This window comes from Paenibacillus sp. FSL P4-0081, from assembly GCF_000758565.1.
Lineage (GTDB): Bacteria > Bacillota > Bacilli > Paenibacillales > Paenibacillaceae > Paenibacillus_AQ > Paenibacillus_AQ phytohabitans.
This window is the reverse complement of the sequence record NZ_CP009280.1, coordinates 7836464-7857331: the sequence shown is the minus strand read 5'-3', so window position 1 is coordinate 7857331 and position 20868 is coordinate 7836464. Positions and strand designations below refer to the sequence as shown.

The 20868-nt window shown below is 47.3% G+C and carries 21 protein-coding genes; all 21 read left to right on the top strand.

The genetic code is table 11. From position 1 onward, the window contains the following. Nucleotides 1-3 precede the first annotated feature (3 nt). The 21 genes from P40081_RS33535 (at nucleotide 4) to secA (ending at nucleotide 20860) form a co-directional block, all read left to right on the top strand. Nucleotides 4-726, top strand: a complete 723-nt coding sequence (locus tag P40081_RS33535; protein ID WP_039303779.1) for a response regulator — start codon at nucleotides 4-6, stop codon at nucleotides 724-726. Between the two features lie 320 nt (nucleotides 727-1046). After that, on the top strand, nucleotides 1047-1490 hold the full coding sequence (locus tag P40081_RS33530) for a hypothetical protein (protein ID WP_052422137.1): 444 nt from the start codon (nucleotides 1047-1049) through the stop codon (nucleotides 1488-1490). A gap of 501 nt (nucleotides 1491-1991) precedes the next feature. Continuing rightward, entirely contained in the window at nucleotides 1992-4088 is a 2097-nt protein-coding gene (locus P40081_RS33525) for a helicase-related protein (RefSeq protein WP_042140230.1), read from the top strand. A 373-nt stretch (nucleotides 4089-4461) separates the two neighbouring features. Next, complete coding sequence (locus P40081_RS33520) at nucleotides 4462-5028, top strand: ComF family protein (protein WP_052422136.1); 567 nt, start codon at nucleotides 4462-4464, stop codon at nucleotides 5026-5028. Nucleotides 5029-5170: 142 nt separating this feature from the next. Beyond that, nucleotides 5171-5578, top strand: a complete 408-nt coding sequence (locus P40081_RS33515) for a TIGR03826 family flagellar region protein (RefSeq protein WP_039302660.1) — start codon at nucleotides 5171-5173, stop codon at nucleotides 5576-5578. A 106-nt stretch (nucleotides 5579-5684) separates the two neighbouring features. Beyond that, nucleotides 5685-5972, top strand: coding sequence for a flagellar biosynthesis anti-sigma factor FlgM (gene flgM / locus P40081_RS33510; RefSeq protein WP_039302663.1), 288 nt, complete (start codon nucleotides 5685-5687; stop codon nucleotides 5970-5972). Between the two features lie 12 nt (nucleotides 5973-5984). After that, on the top strand, nucleotides 5985-6485 hold the full coding sequence (locus P40081_RS33505) for a flagellar protein FlgN (protein ID WP_039302665.1): 501 nt from the start codon (nucleotides 5985-5987) through the stop codon (nucleotides 6483-6485). A gap of 57 nt (nucleotides 6486-6542) precedes the next feature. Continuing rightward, entirely contained in the window at nucleotides 6543-8138 is a 1596-nt protein-coding gene (gene flgK / locus P40081_RS33500) for a flagellar hook-associated protein FlgK (RefSeq protein ID WP_042140229.1), read from the top strand. A 14-nt stretch (nucleotides 8139-8152) separates the two neighbouring features. After that, nucleotides 8153-9070 (top strand): flagellar hook-associated protein FlgL, encoded by a 918-nt coding sequence (gene flgL / locus P40081_RS33495; RefSeq protein ID WP_042140228.1) that lies wholly within the window; start codon nucleotides 8153-8155, stop codon nucleotides 9068-9070. A 15-nt stretch (nucleotides 9071-9085) separates the two neighbouring features. Next, the gene (locus tag P40081_RS33490; protein ID WP_042140227.1) at nucleotides 9086-9652 is read left to right on the top strand and encodes a DUF6470 family protein; all 567 of its coding nucleotides are present in this window, start codon (nucleotides 9086-9088) and stop codon (nucleotides 9650-9652) included. A gap of 123 nt (nucleotides 9653-9775) precedes the next feature. Next, entirely contained in the window at nucleotides 9776-10222 is a 447-nt protein-coding gene (locus P40081_RS33485; protein WP_052422135.1) for a flagellar assembly protein FliW, read from the top strand. Between the two features lies 1 nt (nucleotide 10223). Further along, nucleotides 10224-10466 (top strand): carbon storage regulator CsrA, encoded by a 243-nt coding sequence (gene csrA, locus P40081_RS33480; RefSeq protein ID WP_042140226.1) that lies wholly within the window; start codon nucleotides 10224-10226, stop codon nucleotides 10464-10466. Between the two features lie 240 nt (nucleotides 10467-10706). Then, nucleotides 10707-12200, top strand: coding sequence for a flagellin N-terminal helical domain-containing protein (locus tag P40081_RS33475; protein WP_042140225.1), 1494 nt, complete (start codon nucleotides 10707-10709; stop codon nucleotides 12198-12200). Between the two features lie 136 nt (nucleotides 12201-12336). Next, nucleotides 12337-12732 carry a flagellar protein FlaG gene (locus P40081_RS39630; RefSeq protein WP_042140224.1) on the top strand — a complete coding sequence of 132 codons (396 nt, stop codon included), beginning with the start codon at nucleotides 12337-12339 and terminating at the stop codon, nucleotides 12730-12732. A gap of 18 nt (nucleotides 12733-12750) precedes the next feature. After that, nucleotides 12751-14262, top strand: coding sequence for a flagellar filament capping protein FliD (gene fliD / locus P40081_RS33465; RefSeq protein WP_231575241.1), 1512 nt, complete (start codon nucleotides 12751-12753; stop codon nucleotides 14260-14262). Nucleotides 14263-14289: 27 nt separating this feature from the next. After that, nucleotides 14290-14682: a flagellar export chaperone FliS gene (gene fliS, locus P40081_RS33460; RefSeq protein ID WP_042140223.1), complete on the top strand. Its 393-nt coding sequence runs from the start codon at nucleotides 14290-14292 to the stop codon at nucleotides 14680-14682. Then, on the top strand, nucleotides 14675-15010 hold the full coding sequence (locus tag P40081_RS33455) for a flagellar protein FliT (RefSeq protein WP_042140222.1): 336 nt from the start codon (nucleotides 14675-14677) through the stop codon (nucleotides 15008-15010). Before fliS ends, P40081_RS33455 begins: the two co-directional genes overlap by 8 nt. Nucleotides 15011-15238: 228 nt before the next feature. Next, entirely contained in the window at nucleotides 15239-15436 is a 198-nt protein-coding gene (locus P40081_RS33450; protein WP_019915069.1) for a cold shock domain-containing protein, read from the top strand. A 340-nt stretch (nucleotides 15437-15776) separates the two neighbouring features. Further along, a complete protein-coding gene (locus P40081_RS36875) occupies nucleotides 15777-17225 on the top strand; it encodes an S-layer homology domain-containing protein (RefSeq protein ID WP_052422134.1) in 1449 nt (482 codons plus the stop codon). Nucleotides 17226-17485: 260 nt separating this feature from the next. Next, nucleotides 17486-18043 carry a ribosome hibernation-promoting factor, HPF/YfiA family gene (gene hpf / locus P40081_RS33440; RefSeq protein WP_042140221.1) on the top strand — a complete coding sequence of 186 codons (558 nt, stop codon included), beginning with the start codon at nucleotides 17486-17488 and terminating at the stop codon, nucleotides 18041-18043. Nucleotides 18044-18355: 312 nt separating this feature from the next. Beyond that, complete coding sequence (gene secA / locus P40081_RS33435) at nucleotides 18356-20860, top strand: preprotein translocase subunit SecA (RefSeq protein ID WP_042140220.1); 2505 nt, start codon at nucleotides 18356-18358, stop codon at nucleotides 20858-20860. Nucleotides 20861-20868: the final 8 nt, after the last annotated feature.

Sequence of the window (20868 nt, the reverse complement as noted above, 5' to 3'; positions counted from 1 at the left end):
GTGATGGAAAACCAGAATTCTGGAAAATCGCCCATAAAGGTTCTTTTGGCGGATGATCATCAGTTGTTTCGTGAAGGGCTTAAACGTATTTTGAATATGGAGGACGACATTGAAGTCATAGGTGAGTGCGGTGACGGCATCCAGGTGCTTGAATTCTGCAATATCAACAAGCCGGATATCGTGCTGATGGATATTAATATGCCTATTGAGAACGGTGTGGAGGCTACACAGAAGCTGCGGGAAATGTTCCCGGATGTTAAAGTGATTATACTCTCGATCCATGATGACGAAAGTTACGTCTTCGAAACCCTGCGCAAGGGTGCGAATGGATATTTGCTGAAGGATATGGAGGCAGAGTCGCTTATTAATGCGATCCGCTCTGTATGTGAAGGCCATGCCTTCATTCATCCCAAGGTAACCGGCAAGCTGATCAATCAGCTGCGCCGCATGACTTATCTTAACGAGACAGGTGCCATGGCCGAGACTCCGGTTAAGGAAGCAGGCGTGAAATTTGTCGCAGGCGACAACAATCCGCTGACCCGCCGCGAAGCAGAAGTGCTGCGTCTTATGGCTGAAGGCAAGAGCAACAAGATGATTGGAGAATACCTTTTTATCAGCGAAAAAACAGTCAAAAACCATGTCAGCAGCATTCTGCAAAAGATGGAAGTCGACGACCGCACGCAGGCTGTCATCAATTCGATCAAATATGGCTGGGTAACATTATAATTCACACGTAAACTTTTAACTGAGCGTTTTGGAGAATCCTAATGATCCTTATAAAACGGTACATAACTTGATTGCAGCGGTCCAGCTGCAGTCAAAGTATTGTTTCAGTCCGCATGATATTCGAATTTTGCAAAATGCTGATTTAAATATGTACCCGAAACCGGAAGCTTTAATCTGTCTTCCTGCAGGAAGGCGGAAATTCTGTGCTTTGCGATATATAAAGAGTCAGAATAACCGGGTCATCTGTCCCGGGAGGCTGGGCTGTCACCGTCCCTTTATCGCCGGCATATAGTGTCGGTATAAGAGGGAGGTGCATCTCCATGATCGCCCAGTTAATCTCGATTGTGTCTATCTATGCATCCGCAGCAGCCCTTGTTCATATTCTGCATCGCAGAGAAGAGAGCCGGGAGGCAATGCGGCCTGGAAAGCGGCTTCATTATATTCTGATCACCCGCAATCATGAAGCTGTTGTGGAATGGTATATCCGAATGCTCGCAGTTTATGCTTTTTGGATGGGCAGACCGCTGTATGTCACTTTGATGGATGATGGTTCCCTGGATGGAACGCTGGCGGTTGCCTCACGGTTAGACTGCAGCGGCTCGTCTATCAGGTTCGCCCCGATAATGCCGCACTACAAGACTCTTGGCGAAGCGGAACACCTGAAGGAAAACGTACTGGATCTGCGGACGCAGGAGCAGCCTTTTCCGCTGAAGATGATGCGGCTGCCGGGAAGCAGGGGATACGGATCGAAGCATGGCGAATGATAATTAAATATGTCGGCAACGGGTGAAGCACACTCTCCAGTAATGGGGGAGTGTGCTTTTTTGTGTTTGATGAGCAAACACGGATTGCTTAGTGGTTCAGCCGGACACCAAACTTAAGGCCAGCTGCTTTAGTTGTATTTCGTGCAGCTATTATTCAGATTTAGACAGGATATCTGGAGATAGCTGCACTTCGTACATTTATTATTGCGGACATGAGGCCAAACTGCGGTTTTCCCGGATTATAGTTGTACGAAATACACTTCAGTGGATAGATAGGCTGTTACAGCAATAAATAGTTGCAGTAACTGCAGTTAGGCTGTCTGCTGTTCAAGTACAGCTAAATCCAAACCTGACAGTGGCCGGAGTCTAAACATTTGCTGTAGTCACGGCTATCGCGGAGTAGAAAAATAAAAAGTTCAATTAATTTAGTGTGGATTCGGGGGGGATCGTAATCTATGGTCTCGGTGATGTGCCACTTTGAAGGAGAGAGGGAAGGAATTGATGAGAGTAGCAGTATATGCGGTAGAGCGCAATGCCGCTTGGGAGATCAGGATATCGCTAAATATGGCTGTGGACAGGTTGTGGTGGAATGCTGAGGGAAATGGAGGTGAAGGCTGGGGCGGCAGACAAGTGGACAGGCTTGTGCTGTTATCGCCATCGCTCCCATTGGGCTGGGGGGTGAAGCTGAGCGAGGGCTTCAGAGCTTCCCCTGCCATGCGTCTCTGGAGCAAGGAGGACTGGAAAAGATATGTTGCTAAATGCTTGAAGGCTGAAATCAGGCTAGAACAGGAGGAGGGAGGTCTCCGGGAGGAGGAGTGGCTGACTGCGGGAAATATCAGTGGAGAATCCATGCTAGACCGAACGGAAGGAGGTGTGAAGGAGGTTGCGATTTCCGGGAACTACGGTGGTCAGCCGGTATTTCCTAAGGAAAACTTGTTGGGATGGGGCGGCTCCGCTGCATTGGCAGCGGCAGCTAATCAGTTGGCAGCAGTGCTTGCCGGCCGTTCCCTGCTGCAGGGCGAAGTGGATGCGCTGGTGGCAGAGCGGCTGCCTGAGCTGGCAGGAAATTGGCCTGCTGCAGCGCAGCTGGCGCATCTGCAGGGGCGGATAAGGATTGAGGCGGCAGTTGCTTATAATAACCCGAAGCATGGCGGGGGAGTGTTGGGGTGGGTGAGTCAGGCGAAGCAGAGAGGGAAAGAGACGGAGCGAATAGGTAGCCGGGAGCAAGGTGGGGGAGTGTTGGGGTGGGTGAGTCAGGTGAAGCAGAGTGTGCATGTGTTGAGACGGGTGAGCGAGGCAGTTACCCGGCGCGGCGCTGCCGCCCGCCGCGGGGCACCACGCTGCCTGCGCTGCGGCAGCGTACCCACGGGCCGCACGGCCTGCGCCGCGTGCGGCCTTGCCGGCTGCGCCTATTGCGAGGCCTGCCTCGCACTCGGGCGCAGCCGGGCTTGCGCGCTGCTGCTGCGCAGCGCGCCGCTGCCTGCCGTGCGCTGCACGGCAGGCGTCTCCCCCGCCGTAGCGGCACGCCGGTGGGGGCTTAGCGCAGCGCAGGCGGCTGCGGCCGCCGCTGCGCTGGGGTTCCTGGCGGAGCCGCGGGAGCGCTCCGCCCCAAGAGGCCCAGAGCGTTTCCTGCTCTGGGCAGTGACGGGAGCGGGAAAGACGGAGATTACGTTCCCGCTCCTGGAGGCGGCGCTCGCAGCCGGAGGCCGGGCGCTAATCGCGTCGCCGCGGCGCGACGTCGTGCTGGAGCTGGCGCCGCGTCTCGTCAAGGCCTTCCCGGCGGACATACCCGCCGTGCTGTATGGAGGCAGCGAGGACCGCTGGAGCGCGAGCAACATAACGCTGGCAACAACCCATCAGCTAATGAGGTTCCATCAAGCCTTTGACCTCGTCATAATTGATGAGCTCGATGCTTTTCCTTACCACAATGATCCCATGCTGGCCTACGCCGCTGAGCAGGTCTGCAAGCCCTCCGGATCATTCATATTCCTCTCAGCCACACCACCGGCAGAATTACAGCGCCTCGCCCGTTCAGGAAAACTGCCGCATGCGAGGGTGCCCGTCCGCTTTCACGGTCATCCCTTGCCGGTCCCAGTGCATTTACATATGCCGCCGCTCTATCGTTGTCTGAAGCAGGGGAGACTCCCTAGAAGTCTGATCCGCGCCTTACAAAGATCTCTTGCCCGCAAAGCACAGATTTTTCTCTTTGTCTCAAGGATTGCCCATATCGCAGGACTGCTGAAGCTTCTCCGGCGGCTTTTCCCCGGAATAGCTATGGAAGGAACCTCCTCCAAAGATCCGGATAGAGCAGAGAAGGTGCTGGAATTCCGTAACTGTGCGATATCGCTTCTGGTGACGACGACAATTCTGGAGCGGGGAGTTACGGTTCCGCGCAGTGATGTGTTTATTCTGGATGCGGACAGCAGTCTGTTTGACGAGGCAGCTTTGGTGCAGATGGCAGGCCGGGCAGGACGCTCCAAAGATGATCCGGACGGCCACGTCGTATTCGCTTCCGCAGAGTGGAGCAAGTCGCAGCGCAGAGCCATTTCACAGATTCGCAGCATGAACGCGATTGCCCATAGGCAGGGATACCTGTGAGATAAGACGCTACATACACTCTTTTATTCATAATAATGCGCACATCGCCTGAAGGAGGAGGTTATAGATGAATTCCATAATGTCCTGGATAAAAAAAGCCCGACTATTAATCACTCCTTCCCTGCCTCAATGTCTGTTCTGTGGTAAAAGAGGCCGTCCTTCATCCGGACTGCCCGGAATTTGCGTAAGCTGTCATACAGGGATCCCGTGGATCCGCTGTCCCCGGTGCCTGACCTGCGGTCGCCATGTCGGTTGTCCGGATTGCAGCCGCAGCCGCGAGCCTGTACCGATCCGCTGCAACCGCAGCGCGGTGGCCTATACAAGTGAGATGCGAGAGCTGCTGGGTAAGTACAAATACAGGGGGAATGAACGCTTGGCCCCTATACTGGGCCTGATGCTGGACAAGGCATATACCATACTTCAACAAGAGCAGAGTGAGGGAGGGCGAAATGCTCCGCAAGTGGGTACATCTTCTGGCAAACTTTTTTCAGCGTCAAAGAGTAGGTTTCACCCGGCCCTATGGCAAGCCGATTTGCTGGTCCCTGTACCTGTAAGCTCAGCCCGCCTGGCTGAAAGAGGGTTTAATCAGGCGGAGCAACTGGCAGATATATTATCTCTACGGAGGGGAATTCCTCAGCTTCCGCTGCTGATTCGTACCCGGCATACCGGCAAACAAAGCTTCAAAAGCAGAAGTGAACGTCTGGCCGATATGAAGCAGGTTTTTGCCGGGAATACAGAGCAGAAGCTTCTGCAAAGGCTGGGCGGACACCTGGAGTCAATCGCAGTCCGGCTGCAGAATCGCCCTCTCCAGATTATAATCATCGATGATATTTACACCACAGGGAGCACGATGAGGGCCTGCGCTGAAGCACTTCACCGGCTCATTGGTGATTTGGGCTATGCGGCGGAGATATACAGTCTGACATGGGCACGTTCTTAGCGGTTTCGGCCGTTCGAAAATTAAATTAAACCTGCTCCACAACCGATACTAATCATAGACGGAACTTCAGCTATCATGTAATCTTATTAGCATAAGATATTTATAAGCTGTGCAGAATGTAAGGAAGGGAGCCGCGGTAGAAATGAATGTAGATAATTGTCCAAGATGCGGCCGGCTATATGTTAAGAATTTAATGAACCTGTGCCAGCCTTGTATCAAAGATTTAGAGCATGAATATGAAATCTGTGTAGACTACCTGCGCAAAAATAGAGGCACTAATATTCAGGAACTGTCCGATGCCACGGAGATCTCCATTAAGGAAATCACCCGTTTTATTCGTGAGGGCCGGATTTCCATAGCGAACGCACCTAACATGATGTACCCTTGCGAAGTCTGCGGGACCTTGATCCGGGACGGGCATATGTGCGATAGCTGCCGCAGCCGTTTGACCAAGGATCTGGCAAATGCTGCCAAGGAAACTGTAGACAAAAGCAGTACCAAAAAGGCTTCAGATGCCGCTTACCGCGCCGTGGACAAGTTCCGCAACTAATAAAATCTGCAAAAAAACGTTTGCAGCTATAAAGAATGTTTCAACAAAGGCCGATAAACTTAGTAAAGATTATCGGCTTTTTTATATCAGAAGGAAGGTGGAAGTTATGAAAATTAACGAGACCGGACGAATTAACGCGATGAATCCGTATCAACGGAGTGCGGAATCGCAAAGGCAGGAACAAATGAAGAAGAGCACACGCAAGGATGAGGTATCGATTTCGGATGAAGCCATTAAGCTGCTCCAGGCACAGAAAAGCGGCAAGATTGACGCTGAACGTGCGAACAAGATCGAAAGCCTGAAACAGCAAGTATCCGCAGGTACCTACCAGGTTGACGCAGCTAAGCTCGCAGAGACACTCGCCCCCTACTTTAAGCAATCCTCCGAGAATTAGGTGAACACACCCATGGCACTTACGACATTATTAGAATTGCTAGAGCGGCTGGACGAAGCGCATGTGCAAATGCTGGATTTGGCCGCTGTCAAGAAACAGACCATCATGGACAACAAGGTGGAGGGTCTCATCGACATCCTGAACCGTGAGTCCAAGCTTATGAAGGTGATCGGACAGCTGGAAGAGAAGCGTGCAGAAGCCGCATTCGTTTTTCTGCAGGGGGTTGGAATCCGTTCCAATCTGAATCTGAATCTTACCGAGCTGTCCCGCCTTGTATTTGATCCTGAGGACAAATCGCGCCTGCTGCATATCCAGCAGAAGCTTTCCGGCACATTGCAGCAATTGAAACTAGCCAATGAGCTGAATCAGAAGCTGATTGAGCAGTCGCTTACCTTTATAGATTATTCCCTGGATTTGCTTGTCGGAAGACCAAATCAGGAAATGACATACCATCATCCGTCCGACAAGGGCAGCAGTGTGACTCGGCCGGGCCTTTTTGATGCCCGAGGATAACCCGTTTATCCTCATGGCCTCTTTCACCGCAGCAATCACAAGGGAGGAACAAGTAGCATGACATCCACATTTCACTCGATTGAAACAGCAAGACGAAGCCTGTTTACCCAGACTGCTGCGCTCAATACAACCGGCCACAACATTGCCAACGCCAACACAGAGGGTTATACCCGTCAGCGTGTGAACATGAAGGCGGCTATACCTATCGAGGCCTATGGTCTCAATAACTCAACGCTGCCGGGACAAATGGGTACCGGTGTGGAGTTCACTTCCATCGAGCGGATCCGTGAGATGTTTCTGGATGATCAGTACCGTGGAGAGAGTTCCGCCAGCGGCAACTGGAGCATCCAATCAGATACACTGGATAAGCTGGAAGCCATCGTTAATGAGCCTTCGGATACCGGTATTCGTACCGTGCTTGATAACTTCTGGAAATCCTGGTCAGATCTCAGCAAGAACCCGGAAGATCCAACAGCTCGCAAGATTGTAGTACAGACTGCACAGTCACTAACTGATGCCATGAACTATATGAGTACACAGTTAAGCAATCTGGATCGGGATCTCAGCACCAACGTTGATGTCAAAGGGAAAGAAATACAGAGCTACCTGAGCTCTATCGCTGACTTGAACCAATCTATTTCTAAAATAGAAGGCATGGGGGATCAGGCGAACGATCTGCGGGATCAGCGTGATCTGATGACCGACAAGCTATCCAAGATTGCCAATATTACAATCCTGGAGACCGATGCCGGATATAACATATCACTGGGCACACAGCAACTGGTTCAAGGAGCAACGGTTACTGCGGCTGTAGACAGTGCCTTTCTCAATACTGCCTATGCTTCTGGTGACCTGAAGGCTGGCGAAGCTTATGGAATGATCTTTTCCAGTAGAACCTATGTGGCTGATTACAGGAAACAACTGGATGCTATGGCCAACACGATCGCTAATGGCGAGGTGCAGGTTACCATTCCAACAGGCTCAACTTTACCTGCAGGTACCACAGTACTTAAAGATTCAGAAATCATTAATGCGGACGGAACCAAAACCTCTCTTCCAGCCGGGAGCGCGGTGCCTATTCCATTGACGGGTGATTTGAAAACTACAGTCAAAGGCTTGAATGGACTACATCAACTGGGGTATGCCATGAATGGAAGCTCAGGCCGGCCATTCTTTACAGCTTCTGTGGCCGGTGAGGCGATCACGGCAGCCAATCTTAAGCTTAATCCCGAAATCGCTGCTGATCCTACGCTGTTTGCTACTTCTCTTCGCACTACTACGGACAGTGCCGGAAATGTATCCGTCGTTAAAGGGAATAACACATTAGCGCTTTTGTTCAGCAATATGAAGGATAACAATACTTTCACTACAGCAGATGGCCTCAAATCAGGTACTGTAGGATCCTACCTTAGCTCAATGGTTGGGCAATTAGGAATTCAATCCCAAGAAGCCACACGCCAGACAAGTAACGCCGATTATCTGGTGGACCAAGTGAACTCTCGCCGTCAATCAGTAAGTGGTGTTTCTCTAGATGAGGAAATGGCTAATATGCTGGTATTCCAGCATGCCTATAGCGCTGCTGCCCGGTTCATGACAACCTATGATGAGATGCTTGATAAATTGATTAATTCTACCGGCACAGTCGGCAGATAAAGGAGGAACGGCATATGTTGAGGGTGACCTCCAATATGATGAATTCACAGCTGTTGCTTAACCTGAACCGTAATGCTCGCACTATGAATGATACGCAGCTACAACTGGCGAGCGGCCGCAAAATCAACAAGCCCTCCGATGATCCGGTAGGTATCACATATTCACTGCGGTATCGTGCCGAGTTGTCCTCGAATGAACAGTATACGAAGAATGTAGACAGTGCACTGTCGTGGCTTGATTACAATGACACGGTATTGGGACAGGCGGGGGATGTTGTCCAACGTTTGCGTGAGCTTACCGTTAAAGCATCAACAGGAAGTAATCCACAGTCGGCTTTGGATAGTATAAATGCGGAAGTAATGCAGCTTAAAGAGCAACTAGTGGACATATCCAATAGCAAACTGAATGGGAAGTATATATTTAATGGTGAGCAATATAATACCAAGCCTTATGATTATGCCAAGGGGACTGATGGCACATACGATACTACGCAGCCTGTTATCACGGATTTCGGCCAAATTCAATATGTTGTTGGTGAAGGTGTGCAAATGCCTATTAATATGACTGGTAATGATGTATTTGGTCATACTGGAGAAGCAGATAATTTGTTTTCTATTATTAACAGTATTTCTGAAGGATTGAAATCTGGCAACATTGAAGCGGTTTCCGGACAACTTGATAACATTGATACTCGCGTAGAAACCCTACTGTCAGCCCGTTCCGAGATAGGCGCTAAGACTAACCGTGTAGAATTAATGCAGGATCGTCTGAGTGATCTGAATATTAATCTTACAGATTTACAGGCAAAGACGGAAGACGCAGATTATGAAGCGTTGATTATGCAGTCGAAAATTCAAGAGAATATCTATAATGCATCTCTTTCTGTAGGAGCCAAGATTATCTCTACGACTCTAGTGGACTTCATTAGATAATGGAGGTGGTTCAAGTTGCTGCAATCTGTTCTGCAAATTCGACAGTCGCCTGCAATTCTAGGGATTGATGCTGATTTAGGCGCATTTTCTATAACACAACCTAGAGCAGATGTTAGTATCAAGACAACACCTGGAGAACTGAGTGTTCAGTCTTCACGTCCGGAGCTGACGATTGATCAGACAAGAGCACGTGCTGCTTATAATGGAGGCAGCGTGTTAGATATGAACCGGAGAATTTACTCAGGGATTCAACAGTTATATCTTCAAGCGATTGCCCGCCGGATGGAGCAAGGGACAAGAATGGCTGAGTTTTTTAAGCCGGGAAATACAATTGCAGAAGTTTACGGAATGGATACTGAGCCTAATTCTTTTCCGGAGCCATGTGGTACGGCATCCTATGACAATGTGGATATTCATTTTGAGACGAGAGCTCCTGAAGTCAGGTTTCAGCCATCACAGGTGGATATTCAGGTGGAAAGGCACCGGCCAGAGACGGAGTATACTCGCGGGAAGTTAAATATCTATATGCAGCAGTATGCTTCTATTCAATTCATTCCACCGGAATTGAATGTTCAAATGTAATGTAATAAGCTATGGATGTGCCAGAGAGCGCTTCTATAGCTTTTCTGTTATCTATGCAAATTTCCATGTGGATTTATTGAGGTAGTCAGTTTTGCTATGCAGAACTTTTAAGGAGTGAATAACTTGATTATAGAAACATATACAATGGGCAAACTTGAAGTAAATGAAGATCAGATTTATCGTTTTTCAAAGGGTATTCCTGGCTTTGATGAAGAAGTTGATTTCGCATTAATTGCTATGCCTGACGCCCCGTTTTGGGTATTGCAGTCTGTACAAGAGCAAGGTCTGTCCTTTCTACTAGGTGATCCGTTCGTATTCTATCCATCTTATGAATTTGAACTTCCGGATGATGAAGCAGAGGAGCTTGCAATTGAATCAGAAGTGCTCGTTCGCTGTATTATTACCCTGAAGGAAGATGTAGAAGCTTCTACTATAAATCTCTTAGCACCCATTGTACTAAATCCAATCGGATTGACCGGTAAACAAATTGTTCTCCACCGGACACCCTATCACACGAAACATAGCCTGCTGCAAGAGCAAACAGCAATAGATGGAAAGGATGGTGGATGATATGCTCGTACTGTCCCGCAAAAAAGGAGAGACCATCGTTATTCAGGACCAGATTGAACTGACGATCTTAAGTGTGGATGGTGATACTGTAAAGGTTGGCATCTCTGCCCCCAAACATGTCGATATTTTCCGTAAAGAAGTTTATCTCTCCATACAGCAATCCAATAAGGAGTCTGTGGCTCCACAGCAGTCTGATTTAAATGCACTGATTCATCGGCTTCGTGGGCCGCAGAGCAATGAATAAAATCAAATTAAGATTCAGAGGAGGTATCCCAGCGGCTATTTACATAGCTGCCAGGGTATCTCCTTTTTTATTAATAAATAATTCCTGAATTTCTAAAAAACTTTTGAAATACTCTAAACAGTTGAGGACTTGAAGTCGATATATGTATTAGGCGCTGAGCCAGCAGGGCGGCCGACCTTAATGGCTCAGCGTTTACCACATGGATGTGGAACTAACTTAATTTCAGGGAGGAAATATCAAATGATTATTAACCATAATATCGCGGCGCTGAACACTCACCGCCAACTGTCTGCTAACACTGCTAACACTAACAAAAATATCGAGAAATTGTCTTCCGGTCTTCGCATCAACCGTGCAGGTGATGACGCTGCTGGTCTGGCAATCTCCGAAAAAATGCGCGGCCAAATCCGCGGTTTGGATCAAGCTTCCCGTAATGCTCAAGACGGTATTTCCTTGATTCAAACAGCTGAAGGCGCGCTGAACGAAACTCACAGCATTCTGCAACGTATGCGCGAACTGGCAGTACAAGCTGGTAATGGAACAAATGCTGATAGCGATTTGAAAGAAATTCAAAAAGAAATCAATCAGCTTACTACTGAAATTAACCGTGTCTCCAATACTACTGAATTTAACACTAAGAAATTGTTGAATGGTGGTAAAGACGATGTAAGTATCAAGACTGTAACAGCTGGTGTTAAAGCGGAAGCTGCAGTTACTGAGGTTAAGGGTGAGTCAACTGTTGATTTGACTGGTTTGAGTGCTGGACAAAAGGTAACAATTGATGGTAAAGAGTTCACGTTTGATACAGATATTACTACTACAATTGCAAATATTTCTGCAGATACAGATTTAGCGGCAAAATATACGATTTCCGATGCTGCAGATGTAATTACATTTGAGCAAAAGGTTGGATCTGCAACTGCTACGACAATTGACAGTACTAATGCGACTGTTAAAACATCAGCAGCAGTAACTACTGCTGGTGTGGCAGCTAAAGCAGCTGTTACAGAAGTATTAGGTAAATTTGAATTTGACTTGGACACTTCTAAACTGAAGGATGGTCAGAAAATTAAAGTCGGTATTGAAGACTTTACATTCAAGGCTGATGGAACAGGTGATTTCAAAAACCTTGATGAGTTAGCAACAGCTGTCGCTGCTAAAGGTGTGTATACAGCAGCATCTGCAGGTGGAAAGCTAACTCTTACACAAGTGGCAGGTACTGGATCTCCTAGCGTAGCAAATGTATCTATTGCAACACCTGGCCAAACTGGTAACGAGTTTACTGCAGTTCTGCAGATTGGAGCAAACAAAAACCAAACTATGGAAATTGATGTTAAGGACATGGGAGCAAAGGCTCTTGGTCTTACATCTGACACTGTAAAAGAGGGATTGGAAGTTACTAATGGTACAAACAACAAGGCCATCGGTTCTGCTCTGAATGTATTGGATCAAGAAGGTGCTGGCGATGCTGTTGAAACTATTAATAAAGCTATCGAAACTGTTTCCGGTGAGCGTTCTAAACTAGGGGCCTTCCAAAACCGTTTAGAGCATACTATCAATAACTTGGGGACTTCTTCCGAAAACTTGACTGCAGCTGAATCCCGTATCCGTGACGTTGATATGGCTAAAGAAATGATGGAACAAACTAAAAACAACATCCTTGCACAAGCTGCACAAGCTATGTTGGCACAAGCTAACCAACAGCCGCAAGGCGTTCTACAATTACTTCGTTAATTTCATCTCGTTTTACGCAAAGCCCCGGAGAAATTCCGGGGCTTTTCTTTTTTACTTGACTTAAACAAAGTCCTAAATTATCCCTGAGACTAACCGATATATATAGTATTAAAGTGTATGGTGGAGGTCGGGGCTAATGAATGTAAAATTTTCACTTACAGCAAGTTCTGGAGCAAGTGGATCAAGCAGGGTTGAGGCAACAACAGCATCAAGTAACGGACTGGTATCACCTCTAAATCAAGATCCAGTGATCCGTAATATCGATGATATTAACCTGAAAGAGAAGCAGAGTATGAATATATCTGTAGGGGAAGAACAACTGATTCGTACCATTGAACGGGCAGTGAAATCTCTGCAGGGACCCCAGACTACACTGGAGATTAGCATCCATGAGAAGACACATGATATTATGGTGAAGGTTCTTAATAAGGATACCGGTGAATTGATACGAGAAGTACCCCGCGAAAAGACGCTGGATCTTGTAGCCAAGATGATGGAAATCGCAGGAATACTTGTTGACGAGAAAATCTAGTATCAGGAGGTGCTTGTTTTGGTAACACGGGTTAACGGATTTTCCGGAATGGATATTGACAGTATGGTTAAGAACATGATGACTGCTAAGCGAGCTCCACTTGATAAATTAAACCAACAAAAGATTCTGTTGAATTGGACAAGAGACAGTTATCGCGAAGTGAACAGCAAATTGGTTGATTTTAGGACTAATAAGTTGACGGATAAATACGGAGTATCTTCTGCCTTGAATTCTCAGAAGGCAACTGTTACGGGGAATACCAGTGCTGTGAAGGTAGATGCAACTGCGGACTCAAATGGAACTCCTATGACTGTTGAGGTCAAAGAACTAGCAACCAAATCTTCTTTTACTACAGGAGTGCTTCAAACGGCAGGCTCGCCGAGTAGTATGGCACGTTTATCTACTACTTTGGGAGATCTTTTTGGAACAGGTGCTCCCGAGAGCTTTGATCTCTATATTAACAAGACAACAATTACTTTTAAGGCGAGTGATACAATATCTTCTGTAATAAGCAAGATTAATGGAGATAAAACCGCTAATGTCAAGGCTACGTTCGACGACCTTAGTGGGAAGTTCACTGTTGTTGCAAAGGATTATGGAACAACAAATAATATTATTCTGACTGATAAAAATGGTGAAACAAAGACAAGTAATCCATTCTTAGGTCTACTAGGGATTACCTCAAGTAAGATTATCGCAGCTACTAATGCTGAAATAGTTGTGACAAATACTAGTGATCCAACAGCGGCCCAGACATATTATCCAGAGAATAATAAAGTGACTGTAAATGGCGTAGTTATTACGGCTCAGGTGCGCTCCAACGGAGAAAACTCTAAAATTACTACTGAGACAGATCCAACGGTTGCTGTTACAAACATCAAAGCTTTTATTGAGGATTACAACACTCTTATAGGTTCACTGAATAGCTTAATTTCAGAAGAGAAATATCGGGATTATGCTCCACTTACAGATGAGCAAAAAGCTGACATGAAAGAAACGGATATCACCAATTGGACGGAAAAAGCAAAAAGTGGATTGTTAAAAAATGATGATATTATTAAGCAAGCTTTATCATCTATGCGTGAAATGATAACGGATAAATTGGGAGTGTTGAGTGCCTATGGTATTACAACGGGATCATATTTTGACAAAGGGAAGTTAGTCCTCGATGAAACCAAGCTGAAACAAGCTATAGCTAATAATCCGCAAGGAATTCAAGATATTCTTCAAGGCCCCAGTAGCGCAACTGACAGCGGACTTTTTGATACCCTTGCGAAAAAAATAGATGGAAGTCTTGATCTATTGAACAAAAGAGCCGGTACTGATAGATATTCAACAGATATTACCACTTCCTTTAAAACAGAAAGTGTTATGGGGAAGAAGCTAAAGGAATACAACACACGGATAAGCTCGATGCTAACAATGCTGGACAATGCCGAGACCCGTTACTATAAACAGTTTACCGCCATGGAAACAGCCATGAGTAAGCTGCAGTCCCAGTCTTCAAATCTATTCTCAACTTCCAGTTAAGTAATTTTAAATTAGAGGGTGACAACATTGATTAAATCTCCTTATGATAAATACCGCCAGTCATCAGTCCAGACCTCCACACCCGCGCAACTTGTAATTATGCTGTATGACGGGGCTATCCGTTTCGTGAAGACGGCTTTGGATGGGATGAGTAAACAGGATCTGGAGAAATCGAATCTGAATTTCGGTAAAGCTCAGACGATCATCAGCGAGTTAATGAGTACCCTGGATCATTCGATTGAGGTATCCAAAGGTCTCTACTCTCTATACGAATATACGAACTACTTATTAATCGAAGCCAACATCCACAAGAACCCGGCGAAAGCCGAAGAAGCACTTGGTTACCTTACGGATCTCCGCGAAACCTGGCTGCAGGCATCTAAGCTAGCAGCGACTCAGACTGAGATTGCTAATGGATGAACTAATCCGTAGTCTGGACCTGCTTACCCGTGAGATGATGAGCAGGCTTCAGGAAGCAACATACGAGGAGCTTGTAGTATTTGTAGAGGAGCGGCAGAAACTTGTCGATTCCATTGCAGAAAAAGTCGCAATTTATCCTTCGTCGGCTGCACAAAAGCAAGAGATTCATCGGATTCTAGGATACGATAATGAGCTGCTGGACCGGATGAATGCTATTCGTCAGGAAGCCCAGAACTTTCTGCAGAAACGCGGCCAAGCCAAGATACAGCGCAATGCATACGAGGCGGGATACACCCCCGACAGCATTCTAATGGACCGAAAAAAATAATAGATTCCAGATGTTTCAGCTGGGGAGCGGGCGGGTATTTAAATAGCGTCTGCTCCTTTTTTTGTATCTTGTATCACGGAATCTGCCTTTTTTATGAGAGATTTAAGGATGGTAAAATATTGAAAGTAATCATTTACTATTCCAATTGACAATAGAGAAGCAGCGGTGGTATAGTCGAATTGTGAGCAAGACTCACGTTCATCTGATGACGAAGGGAATGTTTAGTCAATGGAAGGTAAAGTAAAATGGTTTAACGCAGAAAAAGGTTATGGTTTCATCGAAACTGCCGATGGTGGCGACGTATTCGTACACTTCTCCGCGATTCAAACTGACGGTTTCAAGACATTGGACGAAGGCCAATCCGTAGAGTTCGATATCGTTGAAGGCGCACGCGGACCACAAGCAGCTAACGTCATCAAATTATAATCATCCGGCGAAGCCGACCTACATATATGGTAGATGGTTAGCAATTGAGACAACGCTAGCGTTAGACCTTGGGAATACTCCCCGAGGTCTTTTTTACGTTCATTTCACAAATGACGCGCAACATAAGGCGGAAAAGACACATCATTAGACACTTTGTAAAGTTTTATTTCAAGAATCCGTTAATTCCCTCCAAAATATGGGTAATGAGAGATGTTGGGCTTTTTGTTGCCTAGATAGCACCCCATTATTAGCTTAGGCGTATGCTTCCGAAAAGAACCTAGATAAGAAGACATGCAGTGAAGCCTATGCCCATCAAACACTCAGGAGGATGAACAAAAGAATGAAGAAAACATGGCGTGGCCTTATGGCCGGATTACTTGGTATTTCGATGTTGCTCGGATCATTAGGCAGTGTGTCAGCTGCGGCTACCCCCAAAGACATTCAAGGTCACTGGGCGCAGAAGCAATTGCAGAGCTGGCTGGATAAAGGATACCTGGGCGGTTATCCTGACGGAACGGTGAAGCCGAACAAGGCTATTACCCGTGGCGAGTATGTTGCACTGATCAATCGCCTGTTCGGGTTCACCGAAACGGCTTCCATTAGCTTCACGGATGTCAAAAGCACAAATTGGGTTTACAGCGAAGTAGCCAAAGCCGTAAAGGCCGGTTACATCGGCGGGTATGAGAATAATACCTTCCGTGCCAATAATCCGCTTACCCGGCAGGAAGCGGCTGTCATTGCAGCCAAAGTCCTGAAGCTGAGTACAAGCTCTACTACACTTAAGTTCAAGGACAGTGCCCAAGTGGCAGCCTGGGCCAAAGGTGCGGTGGTAGCAGCAGCAGACAAGAAGATTATTAATGGTTATCCGGACGGAACCTTCGGACCGAAGAGATCACTTACACGGGCCGAAGCAGTCGGAATCATCAGTAACTCTGTTGTCTATAAACCGTCAGGCACTGGTGGAGTGACACCTACACCGGCTCCTACGGCAACGCCTGCTCCTACAGCAACACCTGTGCCAAGCACCAGCCCAACAGCAACCCCGGTCACCGGTGGTAGTGGTGGCGGCACTGGCGGTGGCGGTGGTGGTGGCGGCAACGTTACCTTGCCTTCTGTAAGCAATGTGACCTATGGTCATGTGGGTTCGGTTACTGCAGATGTATATGTTACGCCTTCGGTAACAGGGGCAGTATACTATGTAGTTGCTCCTTACAGCATCAATGTAACAGCACCAACTGTAGCGCAAGTGAAAAACGGATTGACTAGTGCAGGAACAGCAGGCGTTCATTCCGGCACAATCGCAACAACAGCTAATACAACCGTTGTGTTCTCTGTATATGGTCTGAGTGCAGATACTGAATATACCGTATATGTCGCTCTGGCTGATAATTCAGGCAATTGGTCTGGCGTAACACCGCTTCGATTGAAAACAGCAGCAAGCAGCACCACCTCACTCACCCAGGTGGGAGTGGAAAGCATAGGAACTGTAACTGCCGCTGTGTATGCCAAATATGGGCAGACAGAGGGTCTCCCTGCACCCCTGAAATATGTTGTGGTCAAGGCAACGGAAGCTGATCCTACAGCACAACAAATTTCTGAAGGAAAGGATAGTGCTGGCATTGTCTTAACGGGAACTTTTGCGGGTCCGAATTCTACAGTATCTCCAGGTGTCAAGCATACCTTTACGCTGAGCGGACTGACTTCCAACACAGCCTATAAAGTCTTTTTCATCACTGGTTCTAATGGTAACTTCTCCCCAGTAGAGATTTTGCGCATCCAGACCAAATAAGTAAGACAAATAAATCAGACGCTACTGTCTGCAATATGCAATATGTCAGCAATCATTCATAATCTAGACTTCAAAGTGAGATAATACTGTAGCTGTAATGGTCCGGCCAGGGCGAGTTCATGCGCTAGCCGGGCCTGTTTATTGTTTAGGGCAAGGCTATGACATCTTTTGTTAGCTAAATGTAAAGGCTGTCATGATTTGTTTTTTACTTAGCTCTGACAATTTGCTATAATGAAAAGGTAAACAAAGGAGGAGTGCCCATGCAATTCAGCATTCGAGGTCAACAAATTGAAGTGACCGACGCTTTGAGAGACTATGTTGATAAGAAGCTCAGCAGACTTGAGAAGTATTTCGATGCACCCCCTACCTCAGAAGGATATGTGACGCTTGGCGTCGTTCGCGGCCTTCATACGGTGGAAGTTACAATCCCTCTGGCAGGTGTGACGCTTCGTGCGGAAGACCGCAGCGATGATATGTATGCATCCATCGATGCCGTAGTGGACAAGCTGGAACGTCAGATCCGCAAGCACAAGACCAAACTTAACCGCAAGTTCCGCCAGGAAGGCAGCTTGAAGACCTTGTTCGTAGAAGGTTCGGCCAGTGCCGTAGCTGTTGAGGATCAGGAACAGGATTATGATGATCTTGAGGTTGTGCGGAACAAACGCTTCACCTTGAAGCCTATGGATGTGGAAGAAGCGATTCTGCAAATGAACATGATTGGACATACTTTCTTCGTGTTCTCCAACATCGACACTTCTGAAGTTAGCGTTGTTTACAAACGTGATGACGGCAAGTATGGTTTGATCGAACAGAACTAACCTGCTAACCGGAAATTGCTGGTATAAGGAAGGGCTTCCGTTTCAGCCTGACGTGGACAATTAGACGAGCCCCTATTCGCTTGAAGCGAATAGGGCTCTTGTGCGTATATACAGAAGGTAGAGTTAAGAATACCTGCATCTGTTCCTATGAAAAGGCATTATGCAGAATAAGGTTGCGGCAGCTTGTATTGCGGCTTCTCTTACAAACTGTTACAATTTATGAAGCAGCGGAATCGAAATCATATATGGCCCTTTCAATTTGTTGAGGATGGGCTCGGTTCCACCATCTGTGTTGCATGAAAGGGGTTAACCATGCTAGGACTTGTTAAAAAAATATTTGGCGACGTTAATGAACGTGATGTCAAACGTCTCATGAAGACGGTCGAAGTAATTAATGGTTTGGAGCCGGATTTCGTATCGCTTACGGATGAAGAGCTGCAGGCTAAGACAGTAGAGTTCCGTGCCCGTCTTGAGAAGGGTGAAACCTTGGAAGAGATTCTTCCCGAGGCATTTGCAACCGTACGCGAAGCTTCCAAACGGACGCTGGGCATGCGGCATTTTGACGTTCAGTTAGTTGGGGGTATGGCGCTGCATGAAGGCCGGATCTCCGAAATGAAGACCGGGGAAGGCAAGACGCTGGTAGGTACACTGCCGGTATATCTGAATGCACTCTTGGGCAAAGGCGTGCATGTCGTAACCGTAAATGATTATCTGGCTCAGCGCGACAGCGCACAAATGGGGCAAATCTATAACTTTCTGGGCATGACGGTTGGGGTCAACCTCAACGGCATGGACCATAATGATAAACAAGCAGCATATGCCTGCGATATTACGTATGGCACGAATAATGAGTTTGGTTTTGACTATCTGCGTGACAACATGGTGCTCTATAAGGAACAGATGGTACAGCGTCCGCTGTATTTCTGTATTATTGACGAAGTCGATTCCATCCTCATCGATGAAGCCCGTACACCTCTGATCATTTCCGGACAAGCTGAGAAATCGACAGAACTGTATTATGCAGCAGACCGTTTCGTGAAGAAGCTGACTGCTGAAGAAGACTACACTGTTGATATTAAGGTGAAGTCTGTTGCCTTAACCGAGAAGGGCGTTGCTGTAGCTGAGCGTGCTTTTGGCATAGAGAATCTGTATGATCACAGTCACGTTACGCTGAACCATCATATCGTACAAGCGCTGAAGGCGAATGCAATTATGCGCCGCGATGTAGACTATGTGGTTAACGAAGACGAGGTTATGATCGTCGATGAGTTCACGGGACGTCTGATGCAGGGCCGCCGTTACAGCGACGGGCTGCACCAGGCTATCGAAGCTAAGGAAGAGATTGAAGTCCAGAATGAGAGCATGACGCTGGCTACAATCACCTTCCAGAACTACTTCCGTATGTACCGCAAGCTCGGTGGAATGACCGGTACTGCGAAGACAGAAGAAGAGGAATTCAAGAAGATCTACGGTCTGGAAGTCCTCCAGGTACCTACCAACAAACCTAATCAGCGTGTTGATATGCCTGACGTGGTCTACAAAAGCGAGAATGGCAAGTTCAACGCTGTAGTCGCTGAAATTGTGGAGCGCCACAAAAAGAATCAGCCGGTGCTTGTAGGTACGGTATCGATTGAGAACTCCGAACGCGTATCTGAAATGCTGAAGCGCAAAGGTGTCAGACACCAGGTGCTGAACGCGAAGCATCATGCTGCAGAAGCTGAAATCATCTCTTTTGCCGGTCAGCCGGGAACCGTAACGATTGCTACGAATATGGCTGGACGCGGTACGGATATCGTACTGGGCGAAGGCGTGACCGATCTTGGCGGTCTGCATATTATTGGTACAGAACGTCATGAATCACGCCGTATCGATAATCAGCTGCGCGGACGTGCCGGACGTCAGGGTGACCCGGGTTCCACGCAGTTCTACCTGTCACTTGGGGATGAACTGATGAAACGTTTCGGCGCGGACAACGTGCTGAACATGATGGACCGTCTTGGATTCGAAGAAGATCAGCCGATTGAGAGCCGTATGATTACCAAAGCGGTTGAATCTGCCCAGAAACGGGTGGAAGGCAACAACTTCGATATCCGTAAAGTCGTATTGCAATATGATGACGTGATGAATCAGCAGCGTGAGATTATCTACAAACAGCGCCGCGAAATTCTCGAGTCTGACAATATCAAAGACATTGTAGTGGAAATGATCAAACCGGTCGTTGACCGTATTGTGAATGCCCACTGCAGTGACGATATCCCGGAAAACTGGGAGCTGCAGGAAGTCGCGGATTATGTGAACAGCAAATTGCTGGAGGAAGATTCCCTGACCCGTGATGATCTATGGGGCAAAGAAGTAGAAGAAATCATCGAATTCATCTTTGGCCGTGTACTGGAGAAATATGCAGCACGTGAAGAACGTCTCGGCGCTGAGCTGGTGCGTGAATTCGAGAAGGTTATTGTACTTCGTTCCGTAGACAGCAAATGGATGGATCATATCGATGCCATGGATCAGCTTCGTCAAGGGATTCACCTCCGTGCTTACGGCGGTACCGATCCGCTTCGCGAATATCAATTCGAGGGCTTCGAAATGTTCAATGCCATGACGGCGAACATTCAGGAAGAAGTGGCGACCTACATTATGAAGGCACATATTGAGACGAATCAGGAGCGTCAGTCGGTAGTGGAAGAAGATAAGATCTCCACGAACGCTGAGCCTGCTGAGAAACGTCCGGTGCATGTGGAGTCTACTGTCGGCCGTAACGATCCTTGCCCTTGCGGCAGCGGCAAGAAATATAAGAACTGTCACGGTCAGGCGTAAGAGAAGTA

Excerpts from the sequence above, each read along its gene's own strand:
- P40081_RS33535 (WP_039303779.1), top strand. The coding sequence starts at position 4 with ATGGAAAACCAGAATTCTGGAAAATCGCCCATAAAGGTTCTTTTGGCG.
- flgL (WP_042140228.1), top strand. The coding sequence starts at position 8,153 with ATGTTGAGGGTGACCTCCAATATGATGAATTCACAGCTGTTGCTTAAC.
- hpf (WP_042140221.1), top strand. The coding sequence starts at position 17,486 with ATGCAATTCAGCATTCGAGGTCAACAAATTGAAGTGACCGACGCTTTG.
- flgK (WP_042140229.1), top strand. The coding sequence starts at position 6,543 with ATGACATCCACATTTCACTCGATTGAAACAGCAAGACGAAGCCTGTTT.
- P40081_RS33505 (WP_039302665.1), top strand. The coding sequence starts at position 5,985 with ATGGCACTTACGACATTATTAGAATTGCTAGAGCGGCTGGACGAAGCG.
- flgM (WP_039302663.1), top strand. The coding sequence starts at position 5,685 with ATGAAAATTAACGAGACCGGACGAATTAACGCGATGAATCCGTATCAA.
- P40081_RS33515 (WP_039302660.1), top strand. The coding sequence starts at position 5,171 with ATGAATGTAGATAATTGTCCAAGATGCGGCCGGCTATATGTTAAGAAT.
- P40081_RS33475 (WP_042140225.1), top strand. The coding sequence starts at position 10,707 with ATGATTATTAACCATAATATCGCGGCGCTGAACACTCACCGCCAACTG.
- P40081_RS33450 (WP_019915069.1), top strand. The coding sequence starts at position 15,239 with ATGGAAGGTAAAGTAAAATGGTTTAACGCAGAAAAAGGTTATGGTTTC.
- secA (WP_042140220.1), top strand. The coding sequence starts at position 18,356 with ATGCTAGGACTTGTTAAAAAAATATTTGGCGACGTTAATGAACGTGAT.
- P40081_RS33455 (WP_042140222.1), top strand. The coding sequence starts at position 14,675 with ATGGATGAACTAATCCGTAGTCTGGACCTGCTTACCCGTGAGATGATG.
- P40081_RS36875 (WP_052422134.1), top strand. The coding sequence starts at position 15,777 with ATGAAGAAAACATGGCGTGGCCTTATGGCCGGATTACTTGGTATTTCG.
- csrA (WP_042140226.1), top strand. The coding sequence starts at position 10,224 with ATGCTCGTACTGTCCCGCAAAAAAGGAGAGACCATCGTTATTCAGGAC.
- P40081_RS33530 (WP_052422137.1), top strand. The coding sequence starts at position 1,047 with ATGATCGCCCAGTTAATCTCGATTGTGTCTATCTATGCATCCGCAGCA.
- P40081_RS39630 (WP_042140224.1), top strand. The coding sequence starts at position 12,337 with ATGAATGTAAAATTTTCACTTACAGCAAGTTCTGGAGCAAGTGGATCA.
- P40081_RS33525 (WP_042140230.1), top strand. The coding sequence starts at position 1,992 with ATGAGAGTAGCAGTATATGCGGTAGAGCGCAATGCCGCTTGGGAGATC.